The sequence below is a fragment of the Gordonia sp. NPDC003504 genome (assembly GCF_053587995.1).
This window is the reverse complement of sequence record NZ_JBSFPC010000010.1, coordinates 49,872-74,836: the sequence shown is the minus strand read 5'-3', so window position 1 is coordinate 74,836 and position 24,965 is coordinate 49,872. Positions and strand designations below refer to the sequence as shown.

At 67.2% G+C, this 24,965-nt stretch carries 21 protein-coding genes and 2 tRNA genes; 14 read left to right on the top strand and 9 right to left on the bottom strand.

What is annotated here, in order from left to right; all coding sequences use genetic code 11:
- Window positions 1–27 precede the first annotated feature (27 nt).
- Entirely contained in the window at window positions 28–2,610 is a 2,583-nt protein-coding gene (pepN, locus tag ACWDPV_RS17915) for an aminopeptidase N (protein WP_348803338.1), read from the bottom strand.
- A 185-nt stretch (window positions 2,611–2,795) separates the two neighbouring features.
- Here pepN and ACWDPV_RS17910 point away from each other — a divergent pair, with 185 nt between their 5' ends.
- From ACWDPV_RS17910 to ACWDPV_RS17900, 3 genes are all read left to right on the top strand, one after another.
- On the top strand, window positions 2,796–3,401 hold the full coding sequence (locus ACWDPV_RS17910; protein ID WP_449744056.1) for a mycothiol-dependent nitroreductase Rv2466c family protein: 606 nt from the start codon (window positions 2,796–2,798) through the stop codon (window positions 3,399–3,401).
- A 114-nt stretch (window positions 3,402–3,515) separates the two neighbouring features.
- The gene (locus ACWDPV_RS17905) at window positions 3,516–3,989 is read left to right on the top strand and encodes a ribose-5-phosphate isomerase (protein WP_449744055.1); all 474 of its coding nucleotides are present in this window, start codon (window positions 3,516–3,518) and stop codon (window positions 3,987–3,989) included.
- An 18-nt stretch (window positions 3,990–4,007) separates the two neighbouring features.
- On the top strand, window positions 4,008–4,811 hold the full coding sequence (locus ACWDPV_RS17900) for an Fpg/Nei family DNA glycosylase (RefSeq protein WP_449744054.1): 804 nt from the start codon (window positions 4,008–4,010) through the stop codon (window positions 4,809–4,811).
- A gap of 54 nt (window positions 4,812–4,865) precedes the next feature.
- On the opposite strand, the gene ACWDPV_RS17895 is transcribed toward ACWDPV_RS17900, so the two are convergent.
- Window positions 4,866–5,006: a hypothetical protein gene (locus tag ACWDPV_RS17895; RefSeq protein WP_348803342.1), complete on the bottom strand. Its 141-nt coding sequence runs from the start codon at window positions 5,004–5,006 to the stop codon at window positions 4,866–4,868.
- 231 nt (window positions 5,007–5,237) lie between these two features.
- Between ACWDPV_RS17895 and ACWDPV_RS17890 the strand changes: the two genes are divergently transcribed.
- The gene (locus ACWDPV_RS17890) at window positions 5,238–6,206 is read left to right on the top strand and encodes a PE-PPE domain-containing protein (protein WP_348803343.1); all 969 of its coding nucleotides are present in this window, start codon (window positions 5,238–5,240) and stop codon (window positions 6,204–6,206) included.
- Window positions 6,207–6,312: 106 nt separating this feature from the next.
- Window positions 6,313–7,758, top strand: a complete 1,446-nt coding sequence (gene sthA, locus ACWDPV_RS17885; protein ID WP_348803345.1) for a Si-specific NAD(P)(+) transhydrogenase — start codon at window positions 6,313–6,315, stop codon at window positions 7,756–7,758.
- Window positions 7,759–7,894: 136 nt separating this feature from the next.
- Here the strand turns inward: sthA and ACWDPV_RS17880 are convergent, their stop codons facing one another.
- The 5 genes from ACWDPV_RS17880 to ACWDPV_RS17860 form a co-directional block, all read right to left on the bottom strand.
- Window positions 7,895–8,590 (bottom strand): L,D-transpeptidase, encoded by a 696-nt coding sequence (locus ACWDPV_RS17880; RefSeq protein WP_449744053.1) that lies wholly within the window; start codon window positions 8,588–8,590, stop codon window positions 7,895–7,897.
- A 198-nt stretch (window positions 8,591–8,788) separates the two neighbouring features.
- Entirely contained in the window at window positions 8,789–9,988 is a 1,200-nt protein-coding gene (locus ACWDPV_RS17875) for a lipase family protein (RefSeq protein ID WP_449744126.1), read from the bottom strand.
- A gap of 204 nt (window positions 9,989–10,192) precedes the next feature.
- Window positions 10,193–10,378 carry a hypothetical protein gene (locus tag ACWDPV_RS17870; protein ID WP_348803347.1) on the bottom strand — a complete coding sequence of 62 codons (186 nt, stop codon included), beginning with the start codon at window positions 10,376–10,378 and terminating at the stop codon, window positions 10,193–10,195.
- An 87-nt stretch (window positions 10,379–10,465) separates the two neighbouring features.
- The gene (locus ACWDPV_RS17865) at window positions 10,466–11,920 is read right to left on the bottom strand and encodes a cytochrome P450 (protein ID WP_449744052.1); all 1,455 of its coding nucleotides are present in this window, start codon (window positions 11,918–11,920) and stop codon (window positions 10,466–10,468) included.
- 11 nt (window positions 11,921–11,931) lie between these two features.
- A complete protein-coding gene (locus ACWDPV_RS17860; RefSeq protein WP_348803349.1) occupies window positions 11,932–12,081 on the bottom strand; it encodes a hypothetical protein in 150 nt (49 codons plus the stop codon).
- A gap of 169 nt (window positions 12,082–12,250) precedes the next feature.
- Here ACWDPV_RS17860 and ACWDPV_RS17855 point away from each other — a divergent pair, with 169 nt between their 5' ends.
- Window positions 12,251–13,486: a sensor histidine kinase gene (locus ACWDPV_RS17855; RefSeq protein ID WP_449744051.1), complete on the top strand. Its 1,236-nt coding sequence runs from the start codon at window positions 12,251–12,253 to the stop codon at window positions 13,484–13,486.
- The gene (locus ACWDPV_RS17850; RefSeq protein ID WP_449744050.1) at window positions 13,447–14,136 is read left to right on the top strand and encodes a response regulator transcription factor; all 690 of its coding nucleotides are present in this window, start codon (window positions 13,447–13,449) and stop codon (window positions 14,134–14,136) included. The genes ACWDPV_RS17855 and ACWDPV_RS17850 overlap by 40 nt, the downstream gene beginning before the upstream one ends.
- 72 nt (window positions 14,137–14,208) lie before the next feature.
- Here the strand turns inward: ACWDPV_RS17850 and ACWDPV_RS17845 are convergent.
- Window positions 14,209–14,279 (bottom strand) — tRNA-Gly (locus ACWDPV_RS17845).
- 225 nt (window positions 14,280–14,504) lie between these two features.
- On the opposite strand from ACWDPV_RS17845, the gene ACWDPV_RS17840 reads away from it, so the two are divergent.
- From ACWDPV_RS17840 to clpX, 5 genes are all read left to right on the top strand, one after another.
- Window positions 14,505–14,578: transfer RNA gene (locus tag ACWDPV_RS17840), tRNA-Pro, on the top strand.
- Window positions 14,579–14,655: 77 nt separating this feature from the next.
- Window positions 14,656–16,092 (top strand): trigger factor, encoded by a 1,437-nt coding sequence (gene tig, locus ACWDPV_RS17835; protein ID WP_449744049.1) that lies wholly within the window; start codon window positions 14,656–14,658, stop codon window positions 16,090–16,092.
- Window positions 16,093–16,376: 284 nt separating this feature from the next.
- Entirely contained in the window at window positions 16,377–16,955 is a 579-nt protein-coding gene (locus ACWDPV_RS17830; protein WP_348803354.1) for an ATP-dependent Clp protease proteolytic subunit, read from the top strand.
- 52 nt (window positions 16,956–17,007) lie between these two features.
- On the top strand, window positions 17,008–17,697 hold the full coding sequence (locus ACWDPV_RS17825) for an ATP-dependent Clp protease proteolytic subunit (protein WP_449744048.1): 690 nt from the start codon (window positions 17,008–17,010) through the stop codon (window positions 17,695–17,697).
- A gap of 245 nt (window positions 17,698–17,942) precedes the next feature.
- Complete coding sequence (clpX, locus tag ACWDPV_RS17820; RefSeq protein WP_449744047.1) at window positions 17,943–19,223, top strand: ATP-dependent Clp protease ATP-binding subunit ClpX; 1,281 nt, start codon at window positions 17,943–17,945, stop codon at window positions 19,221–19,223.
- 80 nt (window positions 19,224–19,303) lie between these two features.
- Here the strand turns inward: clpX and ACWDPV_RS17815 are convergent, their stop codons facing one another.
- Complete coding sequence (locus tag ACWDPV_RS17815; RefSeq protein WP_449744046.1) at window positions 19,304–21,619, bottom strand: FdhF/YdeP family oxidoreductase; 2,316 nt, start codon at window positions 21,617–21,619, stop codon at window positions 19,304–19,306.
- A gap of 49 nt (window positions 21,620–21,668) precedes the next feature.
- Here ACWDPV_RS17815 and mobA point away from each other — a divergent pair, with 49 nt between their 5' ends.
- Window positions 21,669–22,289 carry a molybdenum cofactor guanylyltransferase gene (gene mobA / locus ACWDPV_RS17810; protein WP_449744045.1) on the top strand — a complete coding sequence of 207 codons (621 nt, stop codon included), beginning with the start codon at window positions 21,669–21,671 and terminating at the stop codon, window positions 22,287–22,289.
- 28 nt (window positions 22,290–22,317) lie between these two features.
- On the top strand, window positions 22,318–24,963 hold the full coding sequence (locus ACWDPV_RS17805) for a valine--tRNA ligase (RefSeq protein ID WP_449744044.1): 2,646 nt from the start codon (window positions 22,318–22,320) through the stop codon (window positions 24,961–24,963).
- Window positions 24,964–24,965: the final 2 nt, after the last annotated feature.

Below are 24,965 nucleotides of genomic sequence, written 5' to 3'. Positions count from 1 at the left end.
CACGATGTCGCCGATCTCGGGTCGAACTCAGCTCGCGTCGAACTCGCGGGCCTTCAGGGAACGTTCTACTCCCGCACGGCCTTCGGAGATCAGGCGCTTGAGTGCCGACGGATGGTCGCCGGCCAGGAACTCCTCGGCCGCCGTCAGTGCGTCGGCGCTGATGTCCCACGACGGATACAGACCGACCACCACCGTCTGGGCGACCTCGCTCGAGCGGCGTGACCAGACGCCCGGCGCGGCGTCGAAGTACTTCGCCACGTAGTCGTCGAGGAGGCCGTCCTGACCCGGGCGGGCGAATCCGGCGACGACCGCACGGGTGTAGATGTTGGAGGCCGTGTCGTCGTCGATGGCCTGAGCCCAGGCGTCGGCCTTGGCCTCCGGCAGCGGCCGGGCCGCCCGCGCGGTAGCGGCCTGACGGGCGCCGGCGGCGGTGTTGTCGCGGTCGGCCTCGGCGTCGATGACCGGCGTCGAATCCGGATCGGTGTCGATGGCACCGGCGGTGGCCAGGGCGATCACGATCTTCCAGCGCAGATCCGTGTCGACGGTCAGTCCGGGCAGGTCGTAGTCGGCGGGGTCGTCGCCGTCGAGCAACGACTGCAGCATCTGCGTCTGATCGTCGTTGACCCGGCAGGTGAGCAGGGTGTTGACGAAGGCCAGCTGGTGATCGGAGCCGGCCTCGGCGCCCTTGGCCAATTCGAGCAGTCGGGCGCTGAATCCGGGACGGCCGGTGGTGGCCGCCCACGCCGGATCCGCGTAGGCGTCGATGGCGGTGGTCGCCTGCAGCAGAACGCGTTGCACCACACCGATCTCCGTCTCGGACGCGATGCCGCGTTCGACGAGTTCGACGAAGTCCCGGGCGCGCATCTCGGCCTGACGGGTCATCTCCCAGGCCGCCGACCACACCAGCGTGCGCGGCATGGAGTCGGTGATGTCGCCGATCCGTGCGGTGGCGGTCGCCAGGGACTGCTCGTCCAGCCGGATCGAGGCGTAGGTGAGGTCGTCGTCGTTGAGCAGGATCAGCGCGCCGCGGGGCACGCCCACCAGGTCGGCGACATCGGTGCGTTCGCCCTCGACGTCGAGTTCGGCACTGTGGGTGCGCACCAGCGCGCCGGAGCCGTCATCGTCGTAGACGCCGACCCGCAGGCGGTGCACACGGGTCTCACCGGCGCCGGGTGCGGCACCGTCCTGGACGATGGTGAACCGGGTGAACGCGCCGTCGTCGTCGAGCTCGAAATCCGGTCGGATGACGTTGATCCCGGTGGTGCGCAGCCACTGGTCACCCCAGTCGGACAGGTCGCGTCCCGACGACTTCTCCAGCGCGGCAAGCAGATCCGAGAAGGTGGCGTTACCGAACTTGTGGGCGGTGAAGTAGTCGCGCAGGCCGGCGAGGAAATCCTCGAGGCCCACGTAGGCGACGAGCTGTTTGAGTACCGAGGCGCCCTTGGCGTAGGTGATGCCGTCGAAGTTCACCTCGACCGCGGCGATGTCGGGGATGTCGGCGGCCACCGGGTGCGTCGAGGGCAACTGATCCTGGCGGTAGGCCCAGGACTTCTCGACGTTGGCGAAGGTGGTCCACGCACTCTCGTATTCGGTGGCCTCGGCCTGGCACAGGACCGAGGCGAAGGTGGCGAAGGACTCGTTGAGCCACAGGTCATCCCACCAGGTCATGGTGACCAGGTCGCCGAACCACATGTGGGCCATCTCGTGCAGCACGGTCTCGGCGCGACGCTCGTAGAGGTACTTGGTGACCCGGGACCGGAACACGTAGTCCTCGAGGAAGGTCACCGCGCCGGCATTCTCCATCGCACCGGCGTTGAACTCGGGCACGAACAGCTGGTCGTACTTGTCGAAGGCGTACGGGATGCCGAAGTTCTTGTGGTAGAACGCGAAGCCCTGCTTGGTCTCGGTGAACAGCCGCTCCGGATCCATGAACTCGGCCAGCGATGCGCGGCAGTAGATGCCCAGCGGGATGTCGCCGTGCTCGTCACTGTAGGTGTCGGTCCACTCCGCGTACGGCCCGGCGATGAGGGCCACCAGATAGGTGCTCATCGTCGGTGTCTCGCGGAAACGGTGGATGCCCGGTTCGGCCACCAGATCGTTGACCACTGCGGCGTTGGAGATGACCTTCCAGTCCTCCGGCGCGGTCACCGTCAAGGTGTAGGTGGCCTTGAGGTCGGGCTGGTCGAAACAGGCGAACATGCGCTTGGCGTCCGCGGTTTCGAACTGCGAATACAGATACACCGAGTCGTCGGTGGGGTCGACGAAGCGGTGCAGACCCTCACCGGTGTTGGAGTAGGCGCAGTCGGCGACGACGACCAGTTCGTTGTCGGCGGCCAGATCCGGCAACGCGATGCCGACCGATTCGTCGAAGTCGGACACGTCGAGCTCGGTGCCGTTGAGGGTGGCCGAGATCAGGTTCGGTGCCACCAGGTCGATGACGGTCGAGGATCCCGCGGTGGCGGTGAAGGTCACGGTGGTGGACGACCGGAAGGTGGTGGAGCCGGGGGCCCCGTTGCCGTCGGTCAGATCGAGGTCGATGCCGTAGTGGGAGACGGTCACGGTGGCGGCACGCTCGCGGGCCGCATCACGCGTCAGATTCGGAGCAGTCACAGTGGCCAGCTTAGCCATCCACCCGTCGTGTCCGGGGTACGGTCGGTGCCGGCGGAATCAGCGGGCACACCCCGGAGTTGTAGAAACAGGGTTGTGGAAACAGCCACGGTGTGCGTCCCGGGATTCCGGTTCGCGCACCGAAGTCAGACAAACCCGTCAGACAAACCCGACGAAGGGATGACCGCATGTCGACCGATCGCGTGGATTTCTGGTTCGATCCGCTGTGTCCGTGGTGTTGGATCACCTCCCGCTGGATTCTCGAGGTCGAGAAGGTGCGCGACATCGACGCGAATTTCCACCTCATGAGCCTCGCGGTCCTCAACGAGGGACGCGATATCCCCGAGGATTATCGTGAGCGACTCGCCAACGCGTGGAAGCCGGTGCGGGTGATCGCCGCGGCCGCCGCGAAACACGGTGACGAGATCCTGGCGCCGCTGTACACCGCGATGGGCACCAAGATCCACAACGAACAGAACAAGGATTTCGACGTCGTCATCGCCGAATCGCTGGCCGATCTCGGTCTCGAACCGGAGTTGGCCCAGGCCGCGGAGTCCACGGAGTTCGACGACGCCGTCCGTACCAGCCACCACGAGGGCATGGACAAGGTCGGCGACGACGTGGGCACCCCGACCATCCACATCAACGACGTGGCGTTCTTCGGTCCGGTGCTCTCGCGCATCCCGCGCGGGGAGACCGCGGGCACGGTGTGGGACGGGGCGCTGGCGTTGGCGTCCTACCCGCACTTCTTCGAACTCAAGCGCAGCCGTGGTGAGGACCCGGAGTTCGACTGAAGCGCGCCGACCGAGCAGGCCGGCCGAGCAGATCGGCGGCGCAATCCTGGTCTGCCAGAACGCGGTCGGTGGGTGCGATGATTCACCGCACCGGCCGCGTTCTATAGTGTCGGCATGCGCGTATACCTCGGTGGAGATCATGCTGGTTTCGAACTGAAGACGGCCATCGCCGAGCATCTTCGGGGTGCCGGTCACGAGGTCATCGATTGCGGCGCCCACACCTATGATGCCCTCGACGACTATCCCGCCTTCTGCATCGCCGCCGCCGAGAAGGTCGTCGCCGATCCGGGCAGCCTCGGAATCGTGCTGGGCGGCAGCGGAAATGGCGAGCAGATCGCCGCGAACAAGGTCCCGGGGGCGCGCTGCGCGCTCGCGTGGAGCATCGAGACCGCCCGGTTGGCACGGCAACACAACAACGCCCAACTGATGGGCATCGGTGGGCGGATGCACACCACCGAGGAAGCGCTCGCGATCGTCGACGCCTTCCTCGCCGCCGAGTGGTCCGGCGAAGAGCGTCACCAGCGGCGCATCGACATCCTGTCGGAGTACGAACGCACCGGCGTGGCACCGGCGGTTCCCGAGGCCTGAGCCGGCGTCGGTTGACCCATGCCCGAGGGCCATACGCTGCACCGCATCGCGCGGCGGCAGCAGAAGCTGTTCGGCGGGCAGCGCGTGGCGGTGTCGAGCCCGCAGGGACGTTTCGCCGAGGGGGCCGCGGTCGTCGACGGGTGGGAGTTCCACCGGGCGCAGGCCTGGGGTAAACACCTGATCCAGGGCTACCGCGACGGACGGCGGTCTCAACTTGTCCACGTGCATCTCGGTCTGTACGGGTCGTTCACCGAACTCCCGATACCGATGGGGGAGCCGGTGGGTCAGGTCCGGATGCGGATCGAGGGTGCCGAGGTCGGGACCGATCTGCGCGGCCCCACCGCCTGCGAGCTGTACACACCCGCCGATCTCGACGACCTCGTCGCACGCCTGGGCCCCGACCCGTTACGGCGCGACGGTGACCCGGAACGCATGTGGCGGGCGATCCACCGATCGCGGCGACCGATCGCCGCGCTGCTGATGGATCAGAAGGTGATCGCCGGCGTCGGGAACGTGTATCGCGCCGAGGTGCTGTTCCGGGCCCGGCTCGATCCGCAGCGCCCGGGCACCGCCATCGACCACGAGACGCTCACCGCCCTGTGGGCGGATCTGGTGTCATTGATGCGAATCGGTGTGCGGCGCGGGCGAATTCACGTGGTGGCGCCGGAGGACGATCACGGGCCAGGCTCGTACGCACCGGATCGCCCGCGCACCTACGTCTACCGGCGCACCGGAGAGCCGTGCCGGATCTGCGGTACCCCGATCGCGCAGACCGAGCTCGAGGGTCGAAACCTCTACTGGTGCCCGAGTTGTCAGCAGTGAGACTTGTCAGCAGTGAGACTTGTCAGCAGTGAGGCGCGGGTGCCGACGGTGTGATCAGCGCGATTCGAGGCGCTGGGCCATCACCAGGAGCTCGTCGCGCTGAGCGCCGCTGGCAGTGCGATGAATGCGGTCGTACAGATCGCGATGGCCGGTGGAGGAGGACAGGAAACGTTCACGGAAACGTGCGAACGACATGTGCTGGTACTTCTTTCAACTTCTCGATTGTGTCGATCGGCCGGTCGGGCGGACTGCGGGTGAGCGAGCGCTGCCGACACCAAGGCCTCTTCCCATTGTTCGCGTTACATCTGTGTTAATCAACGTGTTCGGCGATGATTCTGCTCACCCGGCCGCCTCGGGTGTGCCGGTCTCAGGCGGCGCTCAGCCGTCTCGTCGACGGTTCTCATCCGCGATGGACAGGATGGAGTCATGAGCGCAGCCGACGTGACGGCCACCGGCGACTGGCCGCCCGCACACCACGTCACCGCACTGGTGGTCGGTGGCACCGGGGAGTCATCCGCCGACGACACCCGCACCGAGGTGAGCGGTGTCCTGTCCGGGGTCACCGAGGCCCTCGACGACCGATTCGATCCTCGCTGGGTGGCCTACCCGGCGAGCTACGGTCCGGCCCCACACCTGGACGGGATCAGCTACGCAGACAGCGTCGCCGAGGGGATGCGCAGACTCGATGCGGCGCTCGCGGCCGAGACCGGTCCGGTGGTGCTGATCGGCTATTCCCAGGGGGCCGTGGTGATCCGGCGCCTGCTGGCCGACATCGCCGCCGACCCGCGTCGACGCCCGGTGGCCGACCGGGTGCTGGCCGTGGGTCTGGTGGCCGATCCGCATCAGCCGCCCGGGGTGGTCCCGGGATGTGACGGATGGGGTGTGGCCGGTCGCGGGCCGGCGTTGCCGGCGTCGATCCCGGTCTGGTGGGTGGGGACCGCCGAGGACATGATCTGCAATGCCGGGCACGATTCGTTCATCCGGGACATCGCCGATCTCACCGACTCGCTGACCGTCGCCGATCCCCGGCGATGGCTGGGCGCCATGTGGGAAACGTTGCGCACCAACTCCTTTCAGAATGCGCTGCGGACCTCGCCCGGACCGGTGCAGTGGCGACGCGACATCACCCGGTTGTGGTCGGCGGCGCGGGAAGTGCGCGGGTATCTGCCACGGGTGATCACCTGGCGGGGGATGGTCATCCGGAACGCGACCGGCGGCCGCCACACCGCCTACCGTGACGAGCCGTATCACCGGGCACCGATCACCGACCCGCTGACCACCGGTTGCCAGGCACTCGCCCAGTGGCTGCAGGTCCAGGTGACCTTCGCGATCGGTGCCGAAGCGGAGAACCCTGCCGACATCACCGCCGACCCGCGCAGCGACGCCGTGGCCTGATCACCTCCGCTCGAGTCGAGGGATTCGGGCCGGTGAGCGACACTTGTATGCGTCTCGGGACGCCTCGTGCCCGCGATTCGTAGAGCACTCGAGCGGAGCATCCACGGTGGATCATTTCGACATCGTCGTCATCGGGTCCGGGCCTGCCGGGCAGAAGGCGGCGATCGCCGCCGCCAAACTGGGTAAGCGAGCGGCCATCGTCGAGAGACGTCACATGATGGGCGGCGTCTGCATCAACACCGGCACGATCCCGTCGAAGACGTTGCGGGAGGCCGTGCTGTACCTGACGGGTCTCAATCAACGCGAGTTGTACGGACAGTCCTACCGGCTCAAGACCGACATCACCGTCAGCGACCTCACCGCGCGGACCATGCACGTCGTGGGCAAAGAGATCGACGTCATCCAGAACCAGTTGGCACGCAACGGGGTGAGCATCTTCACCGGCAGTGCGCAGTTCACGAGTCCGCACGAGATCATCATCGAAGACGCGACCGGCGACCTCAAACGGGTGACGTCGGACAAGTTCGTCATCGCGGTGGGTACCCGCCCCGCCCGTCCGAAGACCGTCGAGTTCGACGGCGAGACCGTCGTCGACTCCGATCAGATCCTGGAGATGGATCGGGTACCCGGCTCGATGGTCGTGGTGGGCGCGGGCGTGATCGGTATCGAGTACGCCTCCATGTTCGCCGCCCTGGGCACCAAGGTGACCGTCATCGAGCAACGTCCGGCGATGCTGGACTTCTGCGACCGGGAGATCGTCGAGGCCCTGCAGTACCAGCTCCGCGAACGGGGTGTGACCTTCCGGTTCGGTGAGCACGTCAAGACCGTCGAGACGCATCCGTCGGGCACCTTGACGGTCCTCGAATCCGGCAAGCAGATCCCCGCCGACACCGTCCTGTACTCCGCCGGGCGGCAGGGTGTGTCCGACGAGCTGAAGGTGGAGGCCGCCGGGCTGACCGCGGATTCCCGCGGCCGACTGAAGGTCGACGGACATTTCCGGACCGAGGTCGAGCACATCTATGCCGTCGGCGACATCATCGGCTTCCCCGCGCTGGCGGCCACCTCGATGGAGCAGGGACGTCGTGCCGCCTACCACGCCTTCGGCGAACCGGTCGGGGAGACGGCGGAGGAGTTGCAGCCGATCGGTATCTACGCGATCCCGGAGATCAGTTTCGTCGGGCGGACCGAGGATCAGCTGACCACCGCCAACATCCCGTTCGAGGTGGGGGTCGCCCGATACCGCGAACTGGCCCGCGGCGCGATCATGGGCGACTCCTACGGCCTGCTGAAACTGCTCGTCCACGCCGAGGACCGGACCCTGCTGGGTGTGCACGCCTTCGGGTCCAACGCCGCCGAACTCGTGCACATCGGGCAGACGGTGATGGGCCTGGGCGGCACCATCGACTATCTGGTCGACGCGGTGTTCAACTACCCGACACTCGCAGAGGGCTACAAGGTGGCCGCACTCGACGCGTCGAACAAGATGCGGGCCATCGCCCGCGTGCGCGCGGAGGGCCGTTCCCTCGATCTCGACGCCGACGCGGCCGTCTGACAACGGCGCCCCGCGGCCACCCCCACCGGCCACCACACCGAACGACGAAGGCCGGTCCCTGTCGGGACCGGCCTTCGTGGCATCAGCTCAGTGGTGTCAGCCTCAGCGGTATCAGCTCAGTGAAGCGCGGAGGCGCTCAGTCGCCGGTGTACTGGCCTCCGATGGTGCCACGGACCACGATGGGGGTTCCGCGACCGATGGTGTCGTAGACCCACTTGCCGTTCTCGGTGCTCACGTTGATGCAGCCGTGGCTGACATTGCTCACGCCCTGCTGGGCGAGCGACCACGGTGCGGCGTGGATGAAGATGCCGTCCCAGGACATGCGGGTCGCGTACTCGACGTAGGTGCGGTAGCCCTCGGGGGAGTCGACCGGCACGCCGTAGGTGGAGGAGTCCATGTACATGTCACGGTACTTCTCCTTGGTGTGGTACACACCGTTCGGAGTCGGGTGCTCACTGGAGCCCATCGAGATCGGCATCGACTTCACGAAGTCGCCGTCCTTGTACCAGTAGATGGTGTGGCTGGCGTCGTCGGCCAGGGCCACCCATCCGGTCGGTGTCGAGACACGCGGGACGGCCGGGACACCGGGGGTCTCCGGCGTCGTGGTCGTCGGCGGCGGAGTGGTGGTCTCCGGCGTCGGGGTCTGGGTCGGCGGAGTCGGGAGACCCGGGATGGCGGGAATCTCGACCGGCGGCAGGCCGGGCACGACGGTCACGGGCGCCGCCTGTGCCAGACCCGGAAGGGCGAAGGCCATCGCGATCACGCCGAGGACGACGGCGACAAGGCGGAAGCCTCCGCGGCGACGGCGGCGAGAGGAAGTGGTGTTCAGCACGGGACGTTGAAACCTTTGCTTTCGGGAAACTCCAGGCGCATCCCCCCGGAGTGCGCAGCCACCATCGTTACACAACCGTTGTCTTTCGGCCAAAGGCCTGCGGGGTCGGCGGTGTGTGACGGTTCCGCATCGGGGATGCGATATGTCGAAACAACAGGTGAGGGACCCTGAGAAAATTCGATGTGACAAGCGACACACTCAGCACGTACTGGGCGCCGGGATGCCCGCGAATCGGTCACCGAGGTAATTGAAGGCGGGCAGCAGCCCGATCACGGCGGCCGACATGTGGTCCGGTGACGGTGTCGAGAAGTGTTGCACCCGCACCCCGGCCCGGCAGTAGCGCCCCAGGGTCTGATCGATCGACGACACCGGGATCAGCACGTCGGTGGGGCTGTGCCACTCGAAGATCGGCGTGGTGGGTGTGCCCGGATAGAAGACGAGACTGTTGTCCCGGACCACACGCCGCGCCGTGGGGTCTTCGAAGATCTGCTCGCCGCCGACCGACACCTCCTTGGCCGAATGGCCCGCGCCGAGACGCAGGATGTCGTTGGTGCAGGCGTTGCGCATCTCGAGGAACATGCGCATCCCCACCGGCGACAGATACTTCAGCATCGGAATCTGTTGCGGATACTCGCGCGAGAGTCCGATGGCGGCGGCGAAGGCGAGACCGAAGGCCGGATGCGGATTGTTGTAGCCCAGACCCTCCGCCATCTTGATCAGATCCATCGGCACGCCACCGTAGGCCGCACCGACGATGTCGAGGTCGGGGGCGTAGGTGGGGGCGAGGGCGGCAGCCCACGCGGTGGCCATGCCACCGCCGGAGTATCCGGCCATCGCGACCTTGCTCCGCGCGACGCCGGCGGGGGAGAAGTGCTGTACCGCGCGGACGCCGTCCAGGGTGATCTGGCCACCGAGTTTCGCCGCGCCGTAGGAGCTACGCGGCCCGAGGTGATCGGGGATGGCGATCGTCCAGCCGCGTTGCAGCGCGACGTTGAGGCCGGGTGCCTCGCGGATCGTGAGGTTCGGGTCGCTGGTCCACAGTGCCTGCGAGGGGGCGCATTCGAGTCCGGTGGCGTTGATGATGTGCTGGAACGACAGCAACGGCCCGTTGGCCTGCTTGTGAACCGGAACGAGCAGCGTGGTGACCGCGGCGATCGGCGCGCCCTCGCTGTCGGTCGTGCGGAACTTGATCTGATACGTCCGCACATCGACGAATGCCGGCGGGTTGACACGGGTGCGGGTCGCGATGATGTCGCCGTCGCGGAAACGCCCGATGTCGGCGGGCGCGGCGTAGAACGGGTCACTCAGTGAGGTGGGCAATGCGACGTTGTCGGCGTGTGCCGGGCCGGCGGCGGTGGCGGTGATCGCCGCGCCGAGACCCGCGACCGTCAACGCGATACACGCGAGCCGGGTGAGCGCGGCCGTGCGCACGCGACGGCCGAAGATTGTGGACAAGGTCCCCCCAAGGGATTGTGCCTGCACGCCTGCGCGGTGTGGAGTACCGCCGCAGGACCCCCGCCCGGGTCACAATCTCTTGGGTCACGCCACCGCTGTCAACTGGAACAAATGACCAGGTGCGGCCGTGGTGACGTGGGACCGGGCTCAGGCGGTCTGCAGGTGCTCGGTGTGGAGGTGGCGTGCGGGTTCCGAGCAGGCCTCGTCGCGGCACACGAGCATCGTGTCGACGCGGCGGTGACCTCCCTCGCTGGTCGCGACGTCCTTGCGGACGTGCAGATTCGCCCCGCACGAGGGGCACTTGCGTTGGCTTTTCACATGACTGGAAGACATGGCTTCAGACTACGCCGAATGTGGCGAATATCACATCAACGGACGGCCGTGTGGCGGACGCCGTGGGCGACCCGTCGGCGCCGGGCGTCAGTGCACCGCACGTGCGCGGTCGCGACCCCCGTCCGCCGGGATCATCGTGACATTGCGGTGCCGCGGCCGCTCGGGCGCGCGGTCGGTGGCCTCGAGGTCGACCCGGCGCAGGACCTCGGTGACGATGATGTCGAGTTCGGCCATCGCCAGATGTGCGCCCAGGCAACGGCGGTTGCCGCCCCCGAAGGGGAGGAAGGCGTGCGGTGACGGACGCGTGCCGAGGAACCGTTCCGGCCGGAATGCGAAGGGCTGCGGGTAGAGGTCGTCGCGATGATGCAGCAGTATCGTGCTCGCGATCACCACGGTGCCCGCGTCCACACGGAATCGTCCGAACTGCCAGGGACGCAACACTTCTCGCGCGATGGACGGAACCACCGGACGGCACCGCATCGTCTCGGCGATCACCGCGTCGATGAGGTCGCGTTCGCCGGCGCGTGCCGCATCACGCGCGTCGGCCAGCATGCGCGGATGGCGGGTCAGACGCTCGAACACCCACGCCGTGGTGTGGGCCGTCGTCTCGTGACCGGCGAGGAGGAGGCCGACCAGTTCGTCCCTGATCTCGGAGTCGGAGAGTCGGGCGCCGTCGGGCGTTCGGGCGGCGAGCAGGACCGACAGTACGTCGTCGCGGTCGGTGTCGCCGTGACCGCTGTCGTCGAGGCTGCGGCGTTCGGCGATCAGTCGGTGCACGGCGCGGTCCAGCGGCGCCAGACCCAGCGCGAGAATTCCGGTCGCCTCCTCGCTGCGCGCATTGCGCAACTGCGCGGCGACCCCGATGCGTGTCGTCGAGAACCGCATGCTGCGTCGCACCGCGACCCGCAGGGCACGCTCGGCCGGAGTCGACGCGGCGTCGTCGGTGAGGCCGAAGGCGACACGGGTGATGACGTCGAGGGTGATGTCCTCGGCGACGCCGGCCACCGCCACCTCCGAACCCGGCCGCCACCGATCGATCCGCTCACCGCAGGCCCGCTCGATGTGACCACGGCAGTCGGCGACCGCGGAACGGTGAAACGCGGGCATCAACCGGGCGCGCTGACGACGATGCTGCTCGCCGAGTGTCGTCAGGACCGACTCTCCGCCGACGATGGGCCGCAGCAGGGAATGGCGGGTGGCCGAGGGCGCGATCTCCGGCGCGGCCGTCACGATCGACCGGATGTGGCCGGGATCGGAGATCGTCACGATCGCGCCGGGCCCGCCGACGAGGTCATAGGAGACCACATCGCCCAATCGGGCGGCGTCGGCGAACATCAGGTCGGTTTCGTTGCGGGCGAAGTCGATCGTCCGCCACAGCGACGCGGGACGGGCCAGTGGTGCGCGCGGCAGGTCGCGGGCGTCGTCGGCGGCCAGCGGACCCGCCTCGCCATCAAGGGTGTGCAGACCCGACCGGGCGTCGGACGCGGCGGCGAACCAGCGCCCCGCGGGCGCGGTGTGCGGACGGATGGTCGGGGCACTCATGCGACTCGCGCTCATGAGAACCGCGCCGTACGGATGCGACGCTCGCGGGCGGCGAAGGCGGCCCGCTCCTCACGTCCGCGGTAATCCATGTTGTCGGGGTCGTGTGTGAGCCAGGCGAGGAGCACGAGAACGAGGATGGTGATTCCGAGGAGCAGCCACATGATGTCTTCCCTTCGATCGGACCCCGGTGTGGGGGTACCGATAACGCTAGGAAGAATGTCGTCGCAGGTCAGCGGGCTGCGGGTGGATCTTTCCGTCCGTCCCGGGCAGGACCGGAGAATCCGACCGTGGGTGGATGTGGTGGGCGTCACGCGGCGATAGAATCGGCGGATGCGCTGGTTGGACGCCCATTACCGGCACGCGATGGAACGCTTCGGTTTCGACTATCCGCCCGGGTACATGATGATCGCCGACCTCGCGGTGGTGACGCTGTGCGTGGCGGCGGTTGTGCAACGCGGCATCGACGGGGTGCACGGTGCCGCCTGGTTGTGGCCGGTGGCCGGCGCGCTGGTCAGCGTGGCGCCTCACCTGCTGTGTCTGGTGGCGCCACTTCGCCCGTGGGTGATGGGCCTGGCCGCGTCGTCGATCATCTCGGTGGTGCTGTTCTGGCAGACGCCGGTGCACGTGGATGTCGCGTCGCTGTTGCTGCCGCTGTCCGCCACCGTCACCGCCGCCATCGCCACCGGCCACCGGGGACTGATCACCACGGCCGCGCTGTCGCTCACCGCCGTCGGCGGGGGCCTGGCCGGTGTCATCGACCAGGGCTGGCTGCTGGCCCTGATGGTCGGTTTCGCCGGTGTGGTCGGCCACCTGATGCAGAAACAGCTGCATCTGTTGCGGGCCGAGCGCACCGCGCGTACCCAGCAGGCCGCACTGGACCGGGCGGCGATCGCGGGTGAGATCCACGACGTACTCGCACATTCGTTGAGCATTGTGCTGCTCAACGTCACCGCGGCCCGGCGTGCGCTGCGCGAGGACGCCGGCCGCTCTGCTGATGACCGCTCGGCTGATGACCGCTCGGAGGCGGCCGAGGCCCTCGAGGACGCCGAGAAGGTCGGCCGCGCCGCCATGCACGACGTCCGTCACACCATCGAGTTGCTGCGGGGCGAGGGGATGGACGGTGATCCGCAACCGGGGGTGGCCGACCTCGACGATCTGATCGACGGTTTCCGCCGGGCCGGTGTCGAGATCGACGGTGACCTCGCCGACGTCGGACCCGTCACCGCCGGAACCGGGCTGGCGGTGTACCGGGTGGTTCAGGAATCCCTGTCCAACGCGAGCAGACATGTGCCGGGGGCGTCGGTGACCGTGCACGTCGGGCCGGCGGGTGATGGCCGGTTGGTGATCCGGGTGGCAAATCCGGTGCCGCCCAACCTCCGTCGCGGCCGGGGCGGGTCGGGTCTGCGTGGGATGGACTCCCGGGTGCGCAACCTCGGCGGAACCGTCGACGTCGGCGTGGTCGCGGGCCGATGGATGGTGGAGGCGACGCTGCCGGCCGGGATCGCGGACGTCGCCGACCCGGATGGGTGCGCACGAGACCACATCCCGGCGGTGACGTCGGCGTGACCCGGGTGGCGCTGGTCGACGACCAGGAACTGGTGCGCGCGGGTCTGCGCCGCATCCTGCGGGCCAAGGACGGTTTCGAGATCGTCGCCGAATGCGGCGACGGCGACGAGGTGCCCGACATGGTCGCCGCGCATCGGCCCGACGTCGTGGTGATGGATCTGCGGATGAGACGCGTCGGCGGGGCAGAGGCCACTCGCAGATTGTCCGACTGTGCGGGGGCGCCGCCGGTGTTGGTGCTGACGACCTACCGCGACGAGCAACTCCTGTCGGAGGCTCTACGGGCGGGCGCGGCCGGATTCGTGTTGAAGGACTCGCCCGCCGAAGACCTCATCCGCGCGGTGCGAGTGGTCGCTGCGGGTGAGGCCGTCCTCGATCCGGCGGTCACCGGACACGTTCTCGACGCGTACCGGTCCATGCCGGTCACCACCGATGCGGCAGCGGCGCCGGATCATCTCACCGCGCGCGAGATGACGGTGCTCGGACTGATCGGACGGGGACTGACCAACGACGAGATCGCCGCCGAACTGGTGATCTCGGTGGTCACGGTCAAGAGTCACGTCGGCAAGATCTTCACCAAACTCGGCGTGCGCGATCGGGCGGCCGCGGTGATCTACGCCTTCGACCACAAAATGGTGACGCCGCGGGCGTGAGGTCACGCTCCCGAGTACCTTGCGGCGAAAAACGCAGAATGCCCCGGTCTGAGGGGACCGGGGCAGTGCGCGAGCGGGTGACGGGAATCGAACCCGCGTAGCTAGTTTGGAAGACTAGGGCTCTACCATTGAGCTACACCCGCGTGCGCCGTCACAACCGCCCGAGAGGGGCCGTGCGAAGTGCGCGCATGAGACTGTACAGGTTCGGTGCCCCGGATCAGAAATCGCCTGCCTCGCGGCGGGTCTCCGGGCCCCGATCGGCTGCGTGGGGTGGACCGGTTTTTCTCCTTCGGTGCCCGACCCGTAAGATCGGCTGTCGGCCCTGCTTCGACACGTCGCGATGGCGGCGTGTCCGGTGAACGGGCCCACGGGATGTGGCGCAGCTTGGTAGCGCATCCGCTTTGGGAGCGGAGGGTCGCAGGTTCAAATCCTGTCATCCCGACAGAACCGATGACGGCCCACGGAATGGGGGCCGCGACGATCATGGCGTACGCAACGCAGATATAAGGAGCATCAGGCGTGAAGAGCACCGTCGAGCAGCTGAGCCCCACCCGGGTGAAGCTCAACGTGGAAGTCCCGTTCGAGGAGCTCTCGGGCGACTTCGACCGGGCCTACAAGGCCCTCGCACAGCAGGTCCGCATCCCCGGCTTCCGCCCGGGCAAGGCCCCCGCGAAGCTCATCGAGGCGCGCGTCGGTCGCGACTCGATCCTCGCGCAGGTCGTCAACGACGCGCTGCCCGGCAAGTACAGCCAGGCCGTCGCCGAGACCGAGACCAAGGCCATCGGTCAGCCCGAGATCGATCTCGAGGAACTCAAATACGGCGAGTCGATCTCGTTCACCGCCGAGGTCGACGTCCGTCCCGAACTCGAACTCCCGGACTACTCGACCCTGTCGGTCGAGGTGGATCCGATCGCCGACGACGAGGACGCCGTCGACGAGCAGATCGAGGGCCTGCGTGCCCGTTTCGGCACCCTCACCGGCGTGGATCGCGGTGCGCAGGACGGCGACATGGTGTCGATCGACCTGGCCGCGACCATCGACGGCGAACCGGTCGAAGAGGCCTCCACCGAGGGCCTGTCCCACGAGGTGGGCGCCGGTGACCTCATCGACGGCCTCGACGAGGCCCTCGTCGGACTCAAGGCCGGCGAGTCGAAGGTCTTCACCACCACACTCGTCGCTGGTGAGCACGCCGACGAGGAAGCCGACGTCACCGTGACCGTGAACTCGGTCAAGGAACGCGAGCTGCCCGAACTCGACGACGAATTCGCGCAGATGGCAAGCGAATTCGACACCGTCGACGAACTTCGTGAGTCGCTGGCCGAGCGGGTGGCGCAATCGAAGAAGATGGAGCAGGCCAACAAGGTCCGCGACGCTGTCCTCGACGAACTGCTCGCCAAGGTCGAGGTCCCGTTGCCGGAGAACGTCGTGCAGGCCGAGGTCGACAACTCCCTTGAGCAGGTCCTGCACAGCATCGGACATGACGAGGCCATCTTTGCCCAGCTCCTCGAGGCCCAGGGCACCACGCGGGAGGCCTTCGAGGCCGACGCCCGCGAGACCGCCGAGAAGTCGGTCCGTCAGCAGCTGCTCCTCGACGCCATCGCCGAGCAGCAGGACACCGAGGTCAGTCAAGACGAGCTGACCCAGCAGATCCTCTTCTCCGCACAGCGGTACGGGATGGCTCCGCAGGAGTTCATCCAGCAGCTGACCCAGGCCAACCAGGTCGGCGCCGTCTACGCCGACGTGCGGCGCAACAAGGCGCTGCTCGGCATCGTCGGTGAGGTCACCGTCACCGACACCGACGGCAACGCCGTCGACACCACGGAGTTCTTCGGCACCGCCGACGAGGACGGTGCGGATGCCGACGCCACCGCAGAGGACAAGGGCGCGGAGGACAAGGGCGCGGAGGACAAGGGCGCAGAAGACAAGGGCGCAGAAGACAAGAGCTCTGACGCCTGATCGCTTCACCGTGACCTGACAGCCGGACACCGCACGAGGTGTCCGGCTGTCATGTCTTGTCCTCCGGTCCACCGATTCGGTTCTGCTGTGAGCGAAGACGGGCGTTGACGGGAGTGCCCGTGGCACCGGATTGGTTAGTGTCGGTGACGAGCGAACGACGTGCGAAGTACAGGTGCCGGTCCGGCCGGTACGTGAAAGAGCTACGACAGGTAAAGGTAGGAATCGTGAGCAATCCGACTGTTGACCCCGCGGGTGCAATGTCCTCTGGCGGCCGCACGCCTTCGATGAGTTCGGGTGTTGCCGGGCTGAACCTCACCGATTCGGTGTTCGAGCGGCTGCTGCGGGAACGGATCATCTTCCTCGGCACCCAGGTCGACGACGACATCGCCAACCGGCTGTGCGCGCAGATCCTGTTGCTGGCGGCCGAGGACCCGACCAAGGACATCCATCTCTACATCAACTCGCCGGGCGGATCGGTGACCGCGGGCATGGCGATCTTCGACACCATGCAGCTCGCCGAGTGTGACGTCGCCACCTACGCGATGGGGATGGCCGCGTCGATGGGGCAGTTCCTGCTCGCCGCCGGGGCCAAGGGCAAGCGGCACGCCCTGCCGCACGCCCGGATCATGATGCACCAGCCGTCCGCCGGCATCGGTGGTACCGCCGCCGACATCGCGATCCAGGCCGAGCAGTTCGCCGCCACCAAGAAGGAGATGAACCGGCTCAACGCCGAGTTCAGTGGGCAGCCGTTGGAGAAGATCGAGGCCGACGCCGACCGCGACAAGTGGTTCACCGCGGCCGAGGCCAAGGACTACGGCCTCGTCGACCATGTGATCGCCCGTGCCGCGATCGGCTCGCAGTAGTCGCTCGGTAGCAGTCGAGACCATCCCACCACCACCTTCACGGAGTAGGACCATGACCAACATGTATGACTCGCTTCCGGCCGACGTGGCCGCCGGAATTCCCGCCTCGGCCTTGGCGCTCAAGGGTATTGAGGCGCGCTACATCCTCCCGCAGTTCATCGAGCACACCCCCAACGGGCAGCGGCAGTACGATCCCTACGCCAAGCTGTTCGAGGAGCGCATCGTCTTCGTCGGTACGCCGATCGACCAGACCGTCGCCAATGACGTGATGGCGCAGCTGCTGGTGCTCGAGTCGCAGGATCCCGACCGCGACATCACCATGTACATCAACTCGCCGGGCGGCAGCGTGCCCGACATGCTGGCCATCTACGACACCATGCAGTACGTCCACTGCGACATCGTCACCGTCTGCCTCGGTGAGGCGGCATCGGCCGCGGCGATCCTGCTGGCCGGTGGCACCCCCGGCAAACGTGCCGCGCTGCCCAACGCGACGATCCTCATCCACCAGCCCCGCACCGGCGGCGCCTACCAGGGACAGGTCTCCGACCTGGAGATCCAGGCCGCCGAGATCGAGCGGATCCGCAACCGGCTCGACGAGATCCTGGCGGGCCACACCGGACAGGATCCGGCGAAGATCCGCAAGGACACCGACCGCGACAACATCCTCACCGCCGCTGCCGCCAAGGAGTACGGCATCGTGGACGAGGTGTTCGAATACCGCAAGAAGTCGCTGAAGAAGTGAGGGTGAGCGGTGGTCGCGGCACCGCGACCACCGGCTCTTTCCGGCAATCTGCGCGACATTTGGCCCAAGCGGTCGAAGTCACGCGCGACCGCGGGTACCGTCGGGTGAACGAGCCTTTCGTGACGCCCGTCGAGCCTGCCCGCGGGCAGCTCACGACCGACCGCACCGCCGGTGGCGTCGTCGCCGATCCGGTGGCGATCCACGCAGGTGGTGCGGACACATCGAGGAAGTAGGTACAGCACAAGATGGCACGTATCGGAGATGGTGGCGATCTGCTGAAGTGCTCCTTCTGCGGAAAGAGTCAGAAGCAGGTCAAGAAGCTCATCGCCGGTCCCGGTGTGTACATCTGCGACGAGTGCATCGATCTCTGCAACGAGATCATCGAAGAGGAACTCGCCGAGAACGGTGACGTGAAGCTCGACGAGCTGCCCAAGCCCGCCGAGATCAAGGACTTCCTGGAGAACTACGTCATCGGCCAGGACACCGCCAAGCGGACCCTCGCGGTGGCAGTCTACAACCACTACAAGCGGATCCAGGCGGGCGAGAAGAAGGAAGCGCGCGGCGGTGAGAGCGTCGAGCTGATGAAGTCGAACATCCTGATGCTCGGCCCCACCGGCTGCGGAAAGACCTATCTCGCGCAGACCCTCGCGAAGATGCTCAACGTGCCGTTCGCCATCGCCGACGCGACCGCCCTGACCGAGGCCGGCTACGTCGGCGAGGACGTCGAGAACATCCTCCTGAAGCTCATCCAGGCCGCCGACTACGACGTCAAGCGTGCCGAGACCGGCATCATCTACATCGACGAGGTCGACAAGATCGCCCGCAAGAGCGAGAACCCGTCGATCACCCGCGACGTGTCCGGTGAGGGTGTGCAGCAGGCGCTGCTGAAGATCCTCGAGGGGACCCAGGCGTCGGTGCCCCCGCAGGGTGGCCGTAAGCATCCGCATCAGGAATTCATCCAGATCGACACCACCAACGTGCTGTTCATCGTGGCGGGTGCCTTCGCCGGCCTGGAGAAGGTGATCTCCGAACGAATCGGTAAGCGCGGCATCGGTTTCGGCAATGAGGTGGCCTCCAAGAACGAGGTGGACACCACCGATCACTTCGCCGAGGTCATGCCGGAGGATCTGATCAAGTTCGGTTTGATCCCGGAGTTCATCGGCCGTCTGCCGATCATCGCCTCGGTGACCAACCTGGACAAGGAATCACTCGTATCCATCCTGTCGGAGCCGAAGAACGCGCTGGTCAAGCAGTACACCAGGCTCTTCGAGATGGACAACGTGGAACTCGAGTTCACCACCGATGCGCTCGAGGCGATCGCCGATCAGGCGATCCATCGTGGCACCGGCGCCCGTGGGCTCCGCGCCATCATGGAGGAGGTGCTGCTGCCGGTGATGTATGACATCCCGAGCCGCGACGATGTGGAGAAGGTCGTCGTCACGGGCGAGACCGTGAACGACAACGTGCTCCCGACGATCGTCCCGCGTAGCGACAACGACGACGAGCGGCGCGACAAGAGCGCCTGACACGCACCCCACGCACGGACACGACGAGGGCCGCTCCACGATCAGATCGTGGAGCGGCCCTCGTCGTTGTGCTGCCCGAATCAGTCCGGGCTGTTCGCGGCGCGCTCGAGCCGGATGACGACGGCCTTGGACACCGGAGTGTTGGATTCCTCGGCCACCAGGTGGAGGGGGACGAGGGGATTGGTCTCCGGGTAGTAGCCGGCGGCATTGCCGCGCGGGGTGTCGTAGGCGACGACCTCGAAGTCGGTGACGCGTCGTTCCTCCGGCCCGTCGGGCCCGGCGAACTCCGACACGATGTCGACGTGATCACCCGCGGTCAGGCCGTGTGCGGCGATGTCGTCGGGATGGACCATGATCACCCGGCGATTGCCCTTGATGCCGCGGTAACGATCGTCGTGGCCGTACACCGTGGTGTTGTACTGGTCGTGGCTGCGCAGCGTCTGCAGGATCAGCCGTCCGTCGGGGACCGGCACCCACCGCAGGGGATGGGCGGCGAGGTTGGCCCGACCGGTGCTGGTGGCGAACTCCCGCGAATCCCTCGGTGGGTGCGGGAGCACGAATCCATCCTTGGCGCGCACGCGGGTGTTGAAGTCGGTGAAGCCGGGGATGACCCGGGAGATGTGGTCGCGGATGACGTCGTGGTCGCGGGCCATGGCGGTCCAGTCGACGGGGTGATCCGGGCCGAAGGTCGTCGTCGCCAGATCGCAGACGATGGCGACCTCGCTGTGCAACAGCGGTGATGACGGTGTCAGCGATCCGCGGGACAGGTGTACCACCGACATCGAGTCCTCGACCGATACCTGTTGTGCCACACCGTCGACGATGTCTTTGTCAGTGCGGCCCAGGCTGGGCAGGATCAGTGCGGCGGTGCCGTTCGCGAGGTGGGACTCGTTGAGTTTGGTACTCACCTGCACGGTCAGTCGGCAGCGACCCAGCGCCTCCTCGGTGATCCGGGTGTCGGGGGCGGCGGCGACGAAGTTGCCGCCCATCGCCATGAACACCCGCACCTCGTCGCGGTGCATGGCGTCGATGGCCGCGACGGTGTCGTATCCGTGCGTCCGGGGACTGGCGATGCCGAACTCCGCGTCGAGTGCGGCCAGGAATGTCTCCGGCATCTTCTCGTAGATGCCCATCGTGCGATCGCCCTGCACATTGGAGTGGCCGCGCACCGGGCAGACGCCGGCGCCGGGCTTGCCGATCATCCCGCGCAACAGCAGCATGTTGACGCCCTCGGCGATGGTCGCCACACCGTGGCGTTGCTGGGTGAGGCCCATCGCCCAGCACAGCACCACTCGCTGTGACCGCGCGACCCGGGTTGCCAGGTCGCGGATCGTGGCATGGTCGAGTCCGGTGGCGGCGAGGATCTCGTCGGTGTCGACTGCGCCGAGCAGATCGAGATAGGGCTGCACCCCCGCACACCTGTCGCGCAGGAAGTCATGGTCGAAGACCGTTCCGGGACTTTCGTTTTCGTCGTCGAGCAGCATTCGGCAGATGCCGCGGAACAGCGCCATGTCACCGCCGATGCGGATCTGCAGGAAATCGTCGGCCAGCCGCACGCCGTCGCCGACGACACCGCTGGGACGCTGCGGATCCTTGAACCGCATCAGTCCGGCCTCCGGCAGCGGATTGATCGCGACGATGCGCGCACCGCCGCGCTTGGCCTTCTCGAGCGTGGAGAGCATGCGCGGGTGATTGGTGCCCGGGTTCTGTCCCGCGACGATGATCAGGTCGGCGGTCTCGAGATCGGGGACCGACACAGAACCCTTGCCGATGCCGATCGCCTCGGTCAGCGCGGTGCCGGACGACTCGTGGCACATGTTGGAGCAGTCGGGCATGTTGTTGGTGCCGAGGCTGCGGGCGAACAACTGATAGACGAAGGCGGCCTCGTTGCTGGTGCGTCCGGAGGTGTAGAAGACGGCCTGATCGGGGTGATCCATCGCGCGCAGTTCGTCGGCGATGATGTGATTGGCCTGGTCCCAGCTCACCGGTCGGTAGTGGGTGTCGCCCGGCGCGAGGTACATCGGGTGGGTCAGCCGGCCCTGCTGGGACAGCCAGTACCCCGAGCGGGTGCGCAGGTCGTCGATCGGATGCGCCGCGAAGAACTCCGGGGTCACCACCCGGCGGGTCGCCTCCTCGGCCACCGCCTTGGCGCCGTTCTCGCAGAACTCGGCGTGCTTACGGTGCCCGGGGGTTTCCGGCCAGGCGCACCCGGGGCAATCGAAACCGTTGCGCTGGTTCAGTTTTGCCAGGGTCCGTGCGGTCCGCACGGTGCCCATCTGCTCGATACCGCGACGCAGTGCCACCGCCACCGCGGGCACGCCCGCCGCATAGGTCTTGATGTGACCGACGTGGACGTCGGCGGGTTCGTCGACCGGCGTCGTTTCCCGATGGTTCATCTGCTCATCTTCGCGTATTTGTGACCCGATATCGATCACACTGTGTGTCATGACGAACACCACACAGCAATCCCGACTCGCCGCCATCGTGCTCGCCGGGGGGCGATCGCGGCGGATGGGAACGGACAAGGCCGCGTTGGACTGGGACGGCGAACCGATGCTGGCGCGCATCGTGCGGATCTCCTCGGAGCGCTGCGAGCCGGTCTTCGTGGTCGCGGCGCAGTCGTCGTCGGCCTATCGGCTGTTGCACGGCACCGGCGGCCCGGAGGCCACCTGGGTCACCGACGAGGCGCCCGAGGCCGGTCCGGTGGGTGGCCTGGCCGTCGGCTTGGCCGCCGCCGCGCAGGCCGGCGCCGATCTGGCCTTCGTCTGCGCCACGGACATGCCACTGATCTCGGCCCGACTGATCGACGAGCTGTCCGGAGCGGTCGTCGACTCCGCCGACGCGGTGATCGCCCACGACACCGAACGTGATCACCCGATGGCCGGGGTGTATCGCACCTCGGCGGTGTCGAGGATCGCCGAGCTGGTGGCGACCGGAGAGAAACGGATGACCGCCGTGCTCGACGCGCTGGCGACACGTCGGGTGACTGTGTCCGATCCGGACTGGCTGACCAACGTGAATGCCCCCGAGGACCTGCACCGGCTGCGCGCGGCCTCCGGGATCTAGCGCCGGAGGCGTTCCCTAAGATTGTGGGGTGAGCACACCCGAATCCTCCCGCGAGCTGCCGAAGTCCTGGGACCCCGCCGAACACGAGGCGAAGCTGTATCAGGGGTGGGTCGACGCCGGCTACTTCACCGCCGACGCGGCAAGTGAGAAGCCCGCATTCTCGATCGTCATCCCGCCGCCCAACGTCAACGGTTCCCTGCACATGGGGCATGCCTACGAGCATGTCCTGATGGATGCGCTGTCGAGGTGGCGGCGCATGCAGGGCTATGAGGTCCTCTGGCTGCCCGGCATGGATCATGCGGCGATCGCGATGCAGACGATGGTCGAACGCAAGCTGGCCGACGAGGGACTCACCCGCGACGACCTGGGGCGCGAGAAGTTCATCGAACGGGTGTGGGCCGAGAAGGTGGAGATCGGCGGCAACATCGGCGAACAGATGCGCCGCCTCGGTGACGGCGTCGACTGGAGCCGCGAACGCTTCACCATGGACGAGGGCCTCTCGCGGGCGGTGGCCACCGTCTTCAAGAAGATGTACGACGACGGGCTGATCTATCAGGCCGAACGCCTGGTCAACTGGTCGCCGGTGCTGCAGACCGCGGTCAGCGACATCGAGGTCAACTACGCCGACGTCGAGGGCGAACTCGTCAGCTTCCGTTACGGTTCGCTCGACGACGCGCAGCCGCACATCGTGGTCGCGACCACCCGACTGGAGACGATGCTCGGTGACACCGCGATCGCGGTGCACCCCGACGACGAGCGCTACGCCCACCTGGTGGGCACCGAACTCGAGCATCCTTTCGTCGACCGCAGGATCCCGATCGTGGCCGACGACTACGTCGACCCTGAGTTCGGTTCCGGCGCGGTCAAGATCACCCCGGCGCACGACCCGAACGACTTCGCGCTCGGGCAGCGTCACAACCTGGCGATGCCCACGATCATGGACACCCAGGCCCGGATCTCGGGCACCGGAACACCGTTCGACGGGATGGACCGCTTTGAAGCGCGTGTGCGGATCCGGGAGGCGCTGGCCGAGCAGGGACGCATCGTCAAGGAGGTGCGGCCGTATCTGCACAGCGTCGGTCATTCCGAACGCACCGGCGAACCGATCGAGCCGCGCCTGTCGATGCAGTGGTGGGTCGATGTGTCCTCGCTGGCCAAGGCCGCCGGCGACGCGGTGCGCGACGGGTCGACCGTCATCCACCCGACGACCATGGAACCGCGGTGGTTCGCCTGGGTCGACGACATGCACGACTGGTGCATCTCGCGGCAGCTGTGGTGGGGTCACCGCATCCCGATCTGGTACGGACCCGACGGCGAGGTGGTGTGCGTGGGTCCCGACGAGACGCCGCCGGCCGGCTACACCCAGGAGACCGACGTCCTCGACACGTGGTTCTCCTCCGGGCTGTGGCCGTTCTCCACGATGGGCTGGCCCGATCAGACCGCCGACCTCGAGAAGTTCTATCCCACATCGGTTCTCGTCACCGGTTACGACATCCTGTTCTTCTGGGTGGCGCGGATGATGATGTTCGGCACCTACGTCGGCAAGGACCTCGGGCCAGGCAACGAGGTTCCCTTCCACAACCTCTTCCTGCACGGATTGGTGCGCGACGAGCACGGCCGGAAGATGAGCAAGTCCAAGGGCAACGGCATCGATCCGCTGGACTGGGTGGAACGCTTCGGCGCCGACGCGCTGCGGTTCACCCTGGCGCGCGGGGCGAATCCGGGCAGCGACATCTCGGTCGGCGAGGACCACGCGTCGTCGTCGCGCAACTTCGCGACCAAGCTGTTCAACGCCACCAAGTTCGCCCTGATGAACGGTGCCACCCTCGGCGAGGTCCCGGCGCCGGAGCAGCTGGCCGTCGCCGATCGCTGGATCCTCACCCGGCTCGACGAGGTGCTCGCACAGGTGCAGGCCGGCCTCGAGTCCTTCGAGTTCTCCAAGGCGTGTGAGGCGCTGTATCACTTCGCCTGGGACGAGTTCTGCGACTGGTATCTCGAACTCGCCAAGGTCCAGTTCGCCGAGGGCGATGAGAGTCGTTCGCAGACAACACGTCTGGTGCTCGGTGCGGTGCTCGACCCACTGTTGCGGGCGCTGAGCCCGGTGATGCCGTTCGTCACCGAGGTGCTGTGGACGGCGTTGACGGGAGGCGAGTCGGTGGTGATCGCGCCGTGGCCGCTGCCGTCGGAACGCCCGGCAGATGCCGCGGCCGCGAGCAGCGTCGAGGATCTGCAGAAGCTGATCACCGAGGTGCGCCGATTCCGCAGCGATCAGGGACTCAAACCCGGTCAGAAGGTGCCGGTGCGTTTCGATCGTCTTGCCGAGTCGGGTCTGGAGCCGTTGACGCCCGCCATCGCCTCGCTGGCGCGACTGGAGGATCCGTCCGACGCGTTCACCGCGACCGCGACGCTGGAGGTGCGCCTGTCGGCCGCCACCGTCGGCGTGCAGATCGACACGTCCGGAACCGTCGACGTGGCCGCCGAACGCAAACGCATCACCAAGGATCTCGCGGCGGCGGAGAAGGAACTGGCGCAGACCACGGCGAAACTGGGCAACGAGCAGTTCCTGTCGAAGGCGCCCGAGCCGGTCGTCTCCAAGATCAAGGCGCGGCAGGAGATCGCCACCGAAGAGGTGGAACGGTTGACCGCCAAACTCGCCTCGCTGGGAGGATCGTGAGC

Bases quoted from the DNA above. Each gene is read 5' to 3' on its own strand.
- ACWDPV_RS17900 (WP_449744054.1), top strand. From the start codon at position 4,008: ATGCCCGAGGGCCATACGCTGCACCGCATCGCGCGGCGGCAGCAGAAG.
- ACWDPV_RS17815 (WP_449744046.1), bottom strand. From the start codon at position 21,619: ATGAACCATCGGGAAACGACGCCGGTCGACGAACCCGCCGACGTCCAC.
- ACWDPV_RS17905 (WP_449744055.1), top strand. From the start codon at position 3,516: ATGCGCGTATACCTCGGTGGAGATCATGCTGGTTTCGAACTGAAGACG.
- ACWDPV_RS17825 (WP_449744048.1), top strand. From the start codon at position 17,008: ATGACCAACATGTATGACTCGCTTCCGGCCGACGTGGCCGCCGGAATT.
- ACWDPV_RS17865 (WP_449744052.1), bottom strand. From the start codon at position 11,920: ATGAGTGCCCCGACCATCCGTCCGCACACCGCGCCCGCGGGGCGCTGG.
- ACWDPV_RS17870 (WP_348803347.1), bottom strand. From the start codon at position 10,378: ATGTCTTCCAGTCATGTGAAAAGCCAACGCAAGTGCCCCTCGTGCGGG.
- clpX (WP_449744047.1), top strand. From the start codon at position 17,943: ATGGCACGTATCGGAGATGGTGGCGATCTGCTGAAGTGCTCCTTCTGC.
- ACWDPV_RS17895 (WP_348803342.1), bottom strand. From the start codon at position 5,006: ATGTCGTTCGCACGTTTCCGTGAACGTTTCCTGTCCTCCTCCACCGGC.
- ACWDPV_RS17890 (WP_348803343.1), top strand. From the start codon at position 5,238: ATGAGCGCAGCCGACGTGACGGCCACCGGCGACTGGCCGCCCGCACAC.
- ACWDPV_RS17855 (WP_449744051.1), top strand. From the start codon at position 12,251: ATGCGCTGGTTGGACGCCCATTACCGGCACGCGATGGAACGCTTCGGT.
- ACWDPV_RS17830 (WP_348803354.1), top strand. From the start codon at position 16,377: ATGAGTTCGGGTGTTGCCGGGCTGAACCTCACCGATTCGGTGTTCGAG.
- ACWDPV_RS17910 (WP_449744056.1), top strand. From the start codon at position 2,796: ATGTCGACCGATCGCGTGGATTTCTGGTTCGATCCGCTGTGTCCGTGG.
- mobA (WP_449744045.1), top strand. From the start codon at position 21,669: ATGACGAACACCACACAGCAATCCCGACTCGCCGCCATCGTGCTCGCC.
- ACWDPV_RS17860 (WP_348803349.1), bottom strand. From the start codon at position 12,081: ATGTGGCTGCTCCTCGGAATCACCATCCTCGTTCTCGTGCTCCTCGCC.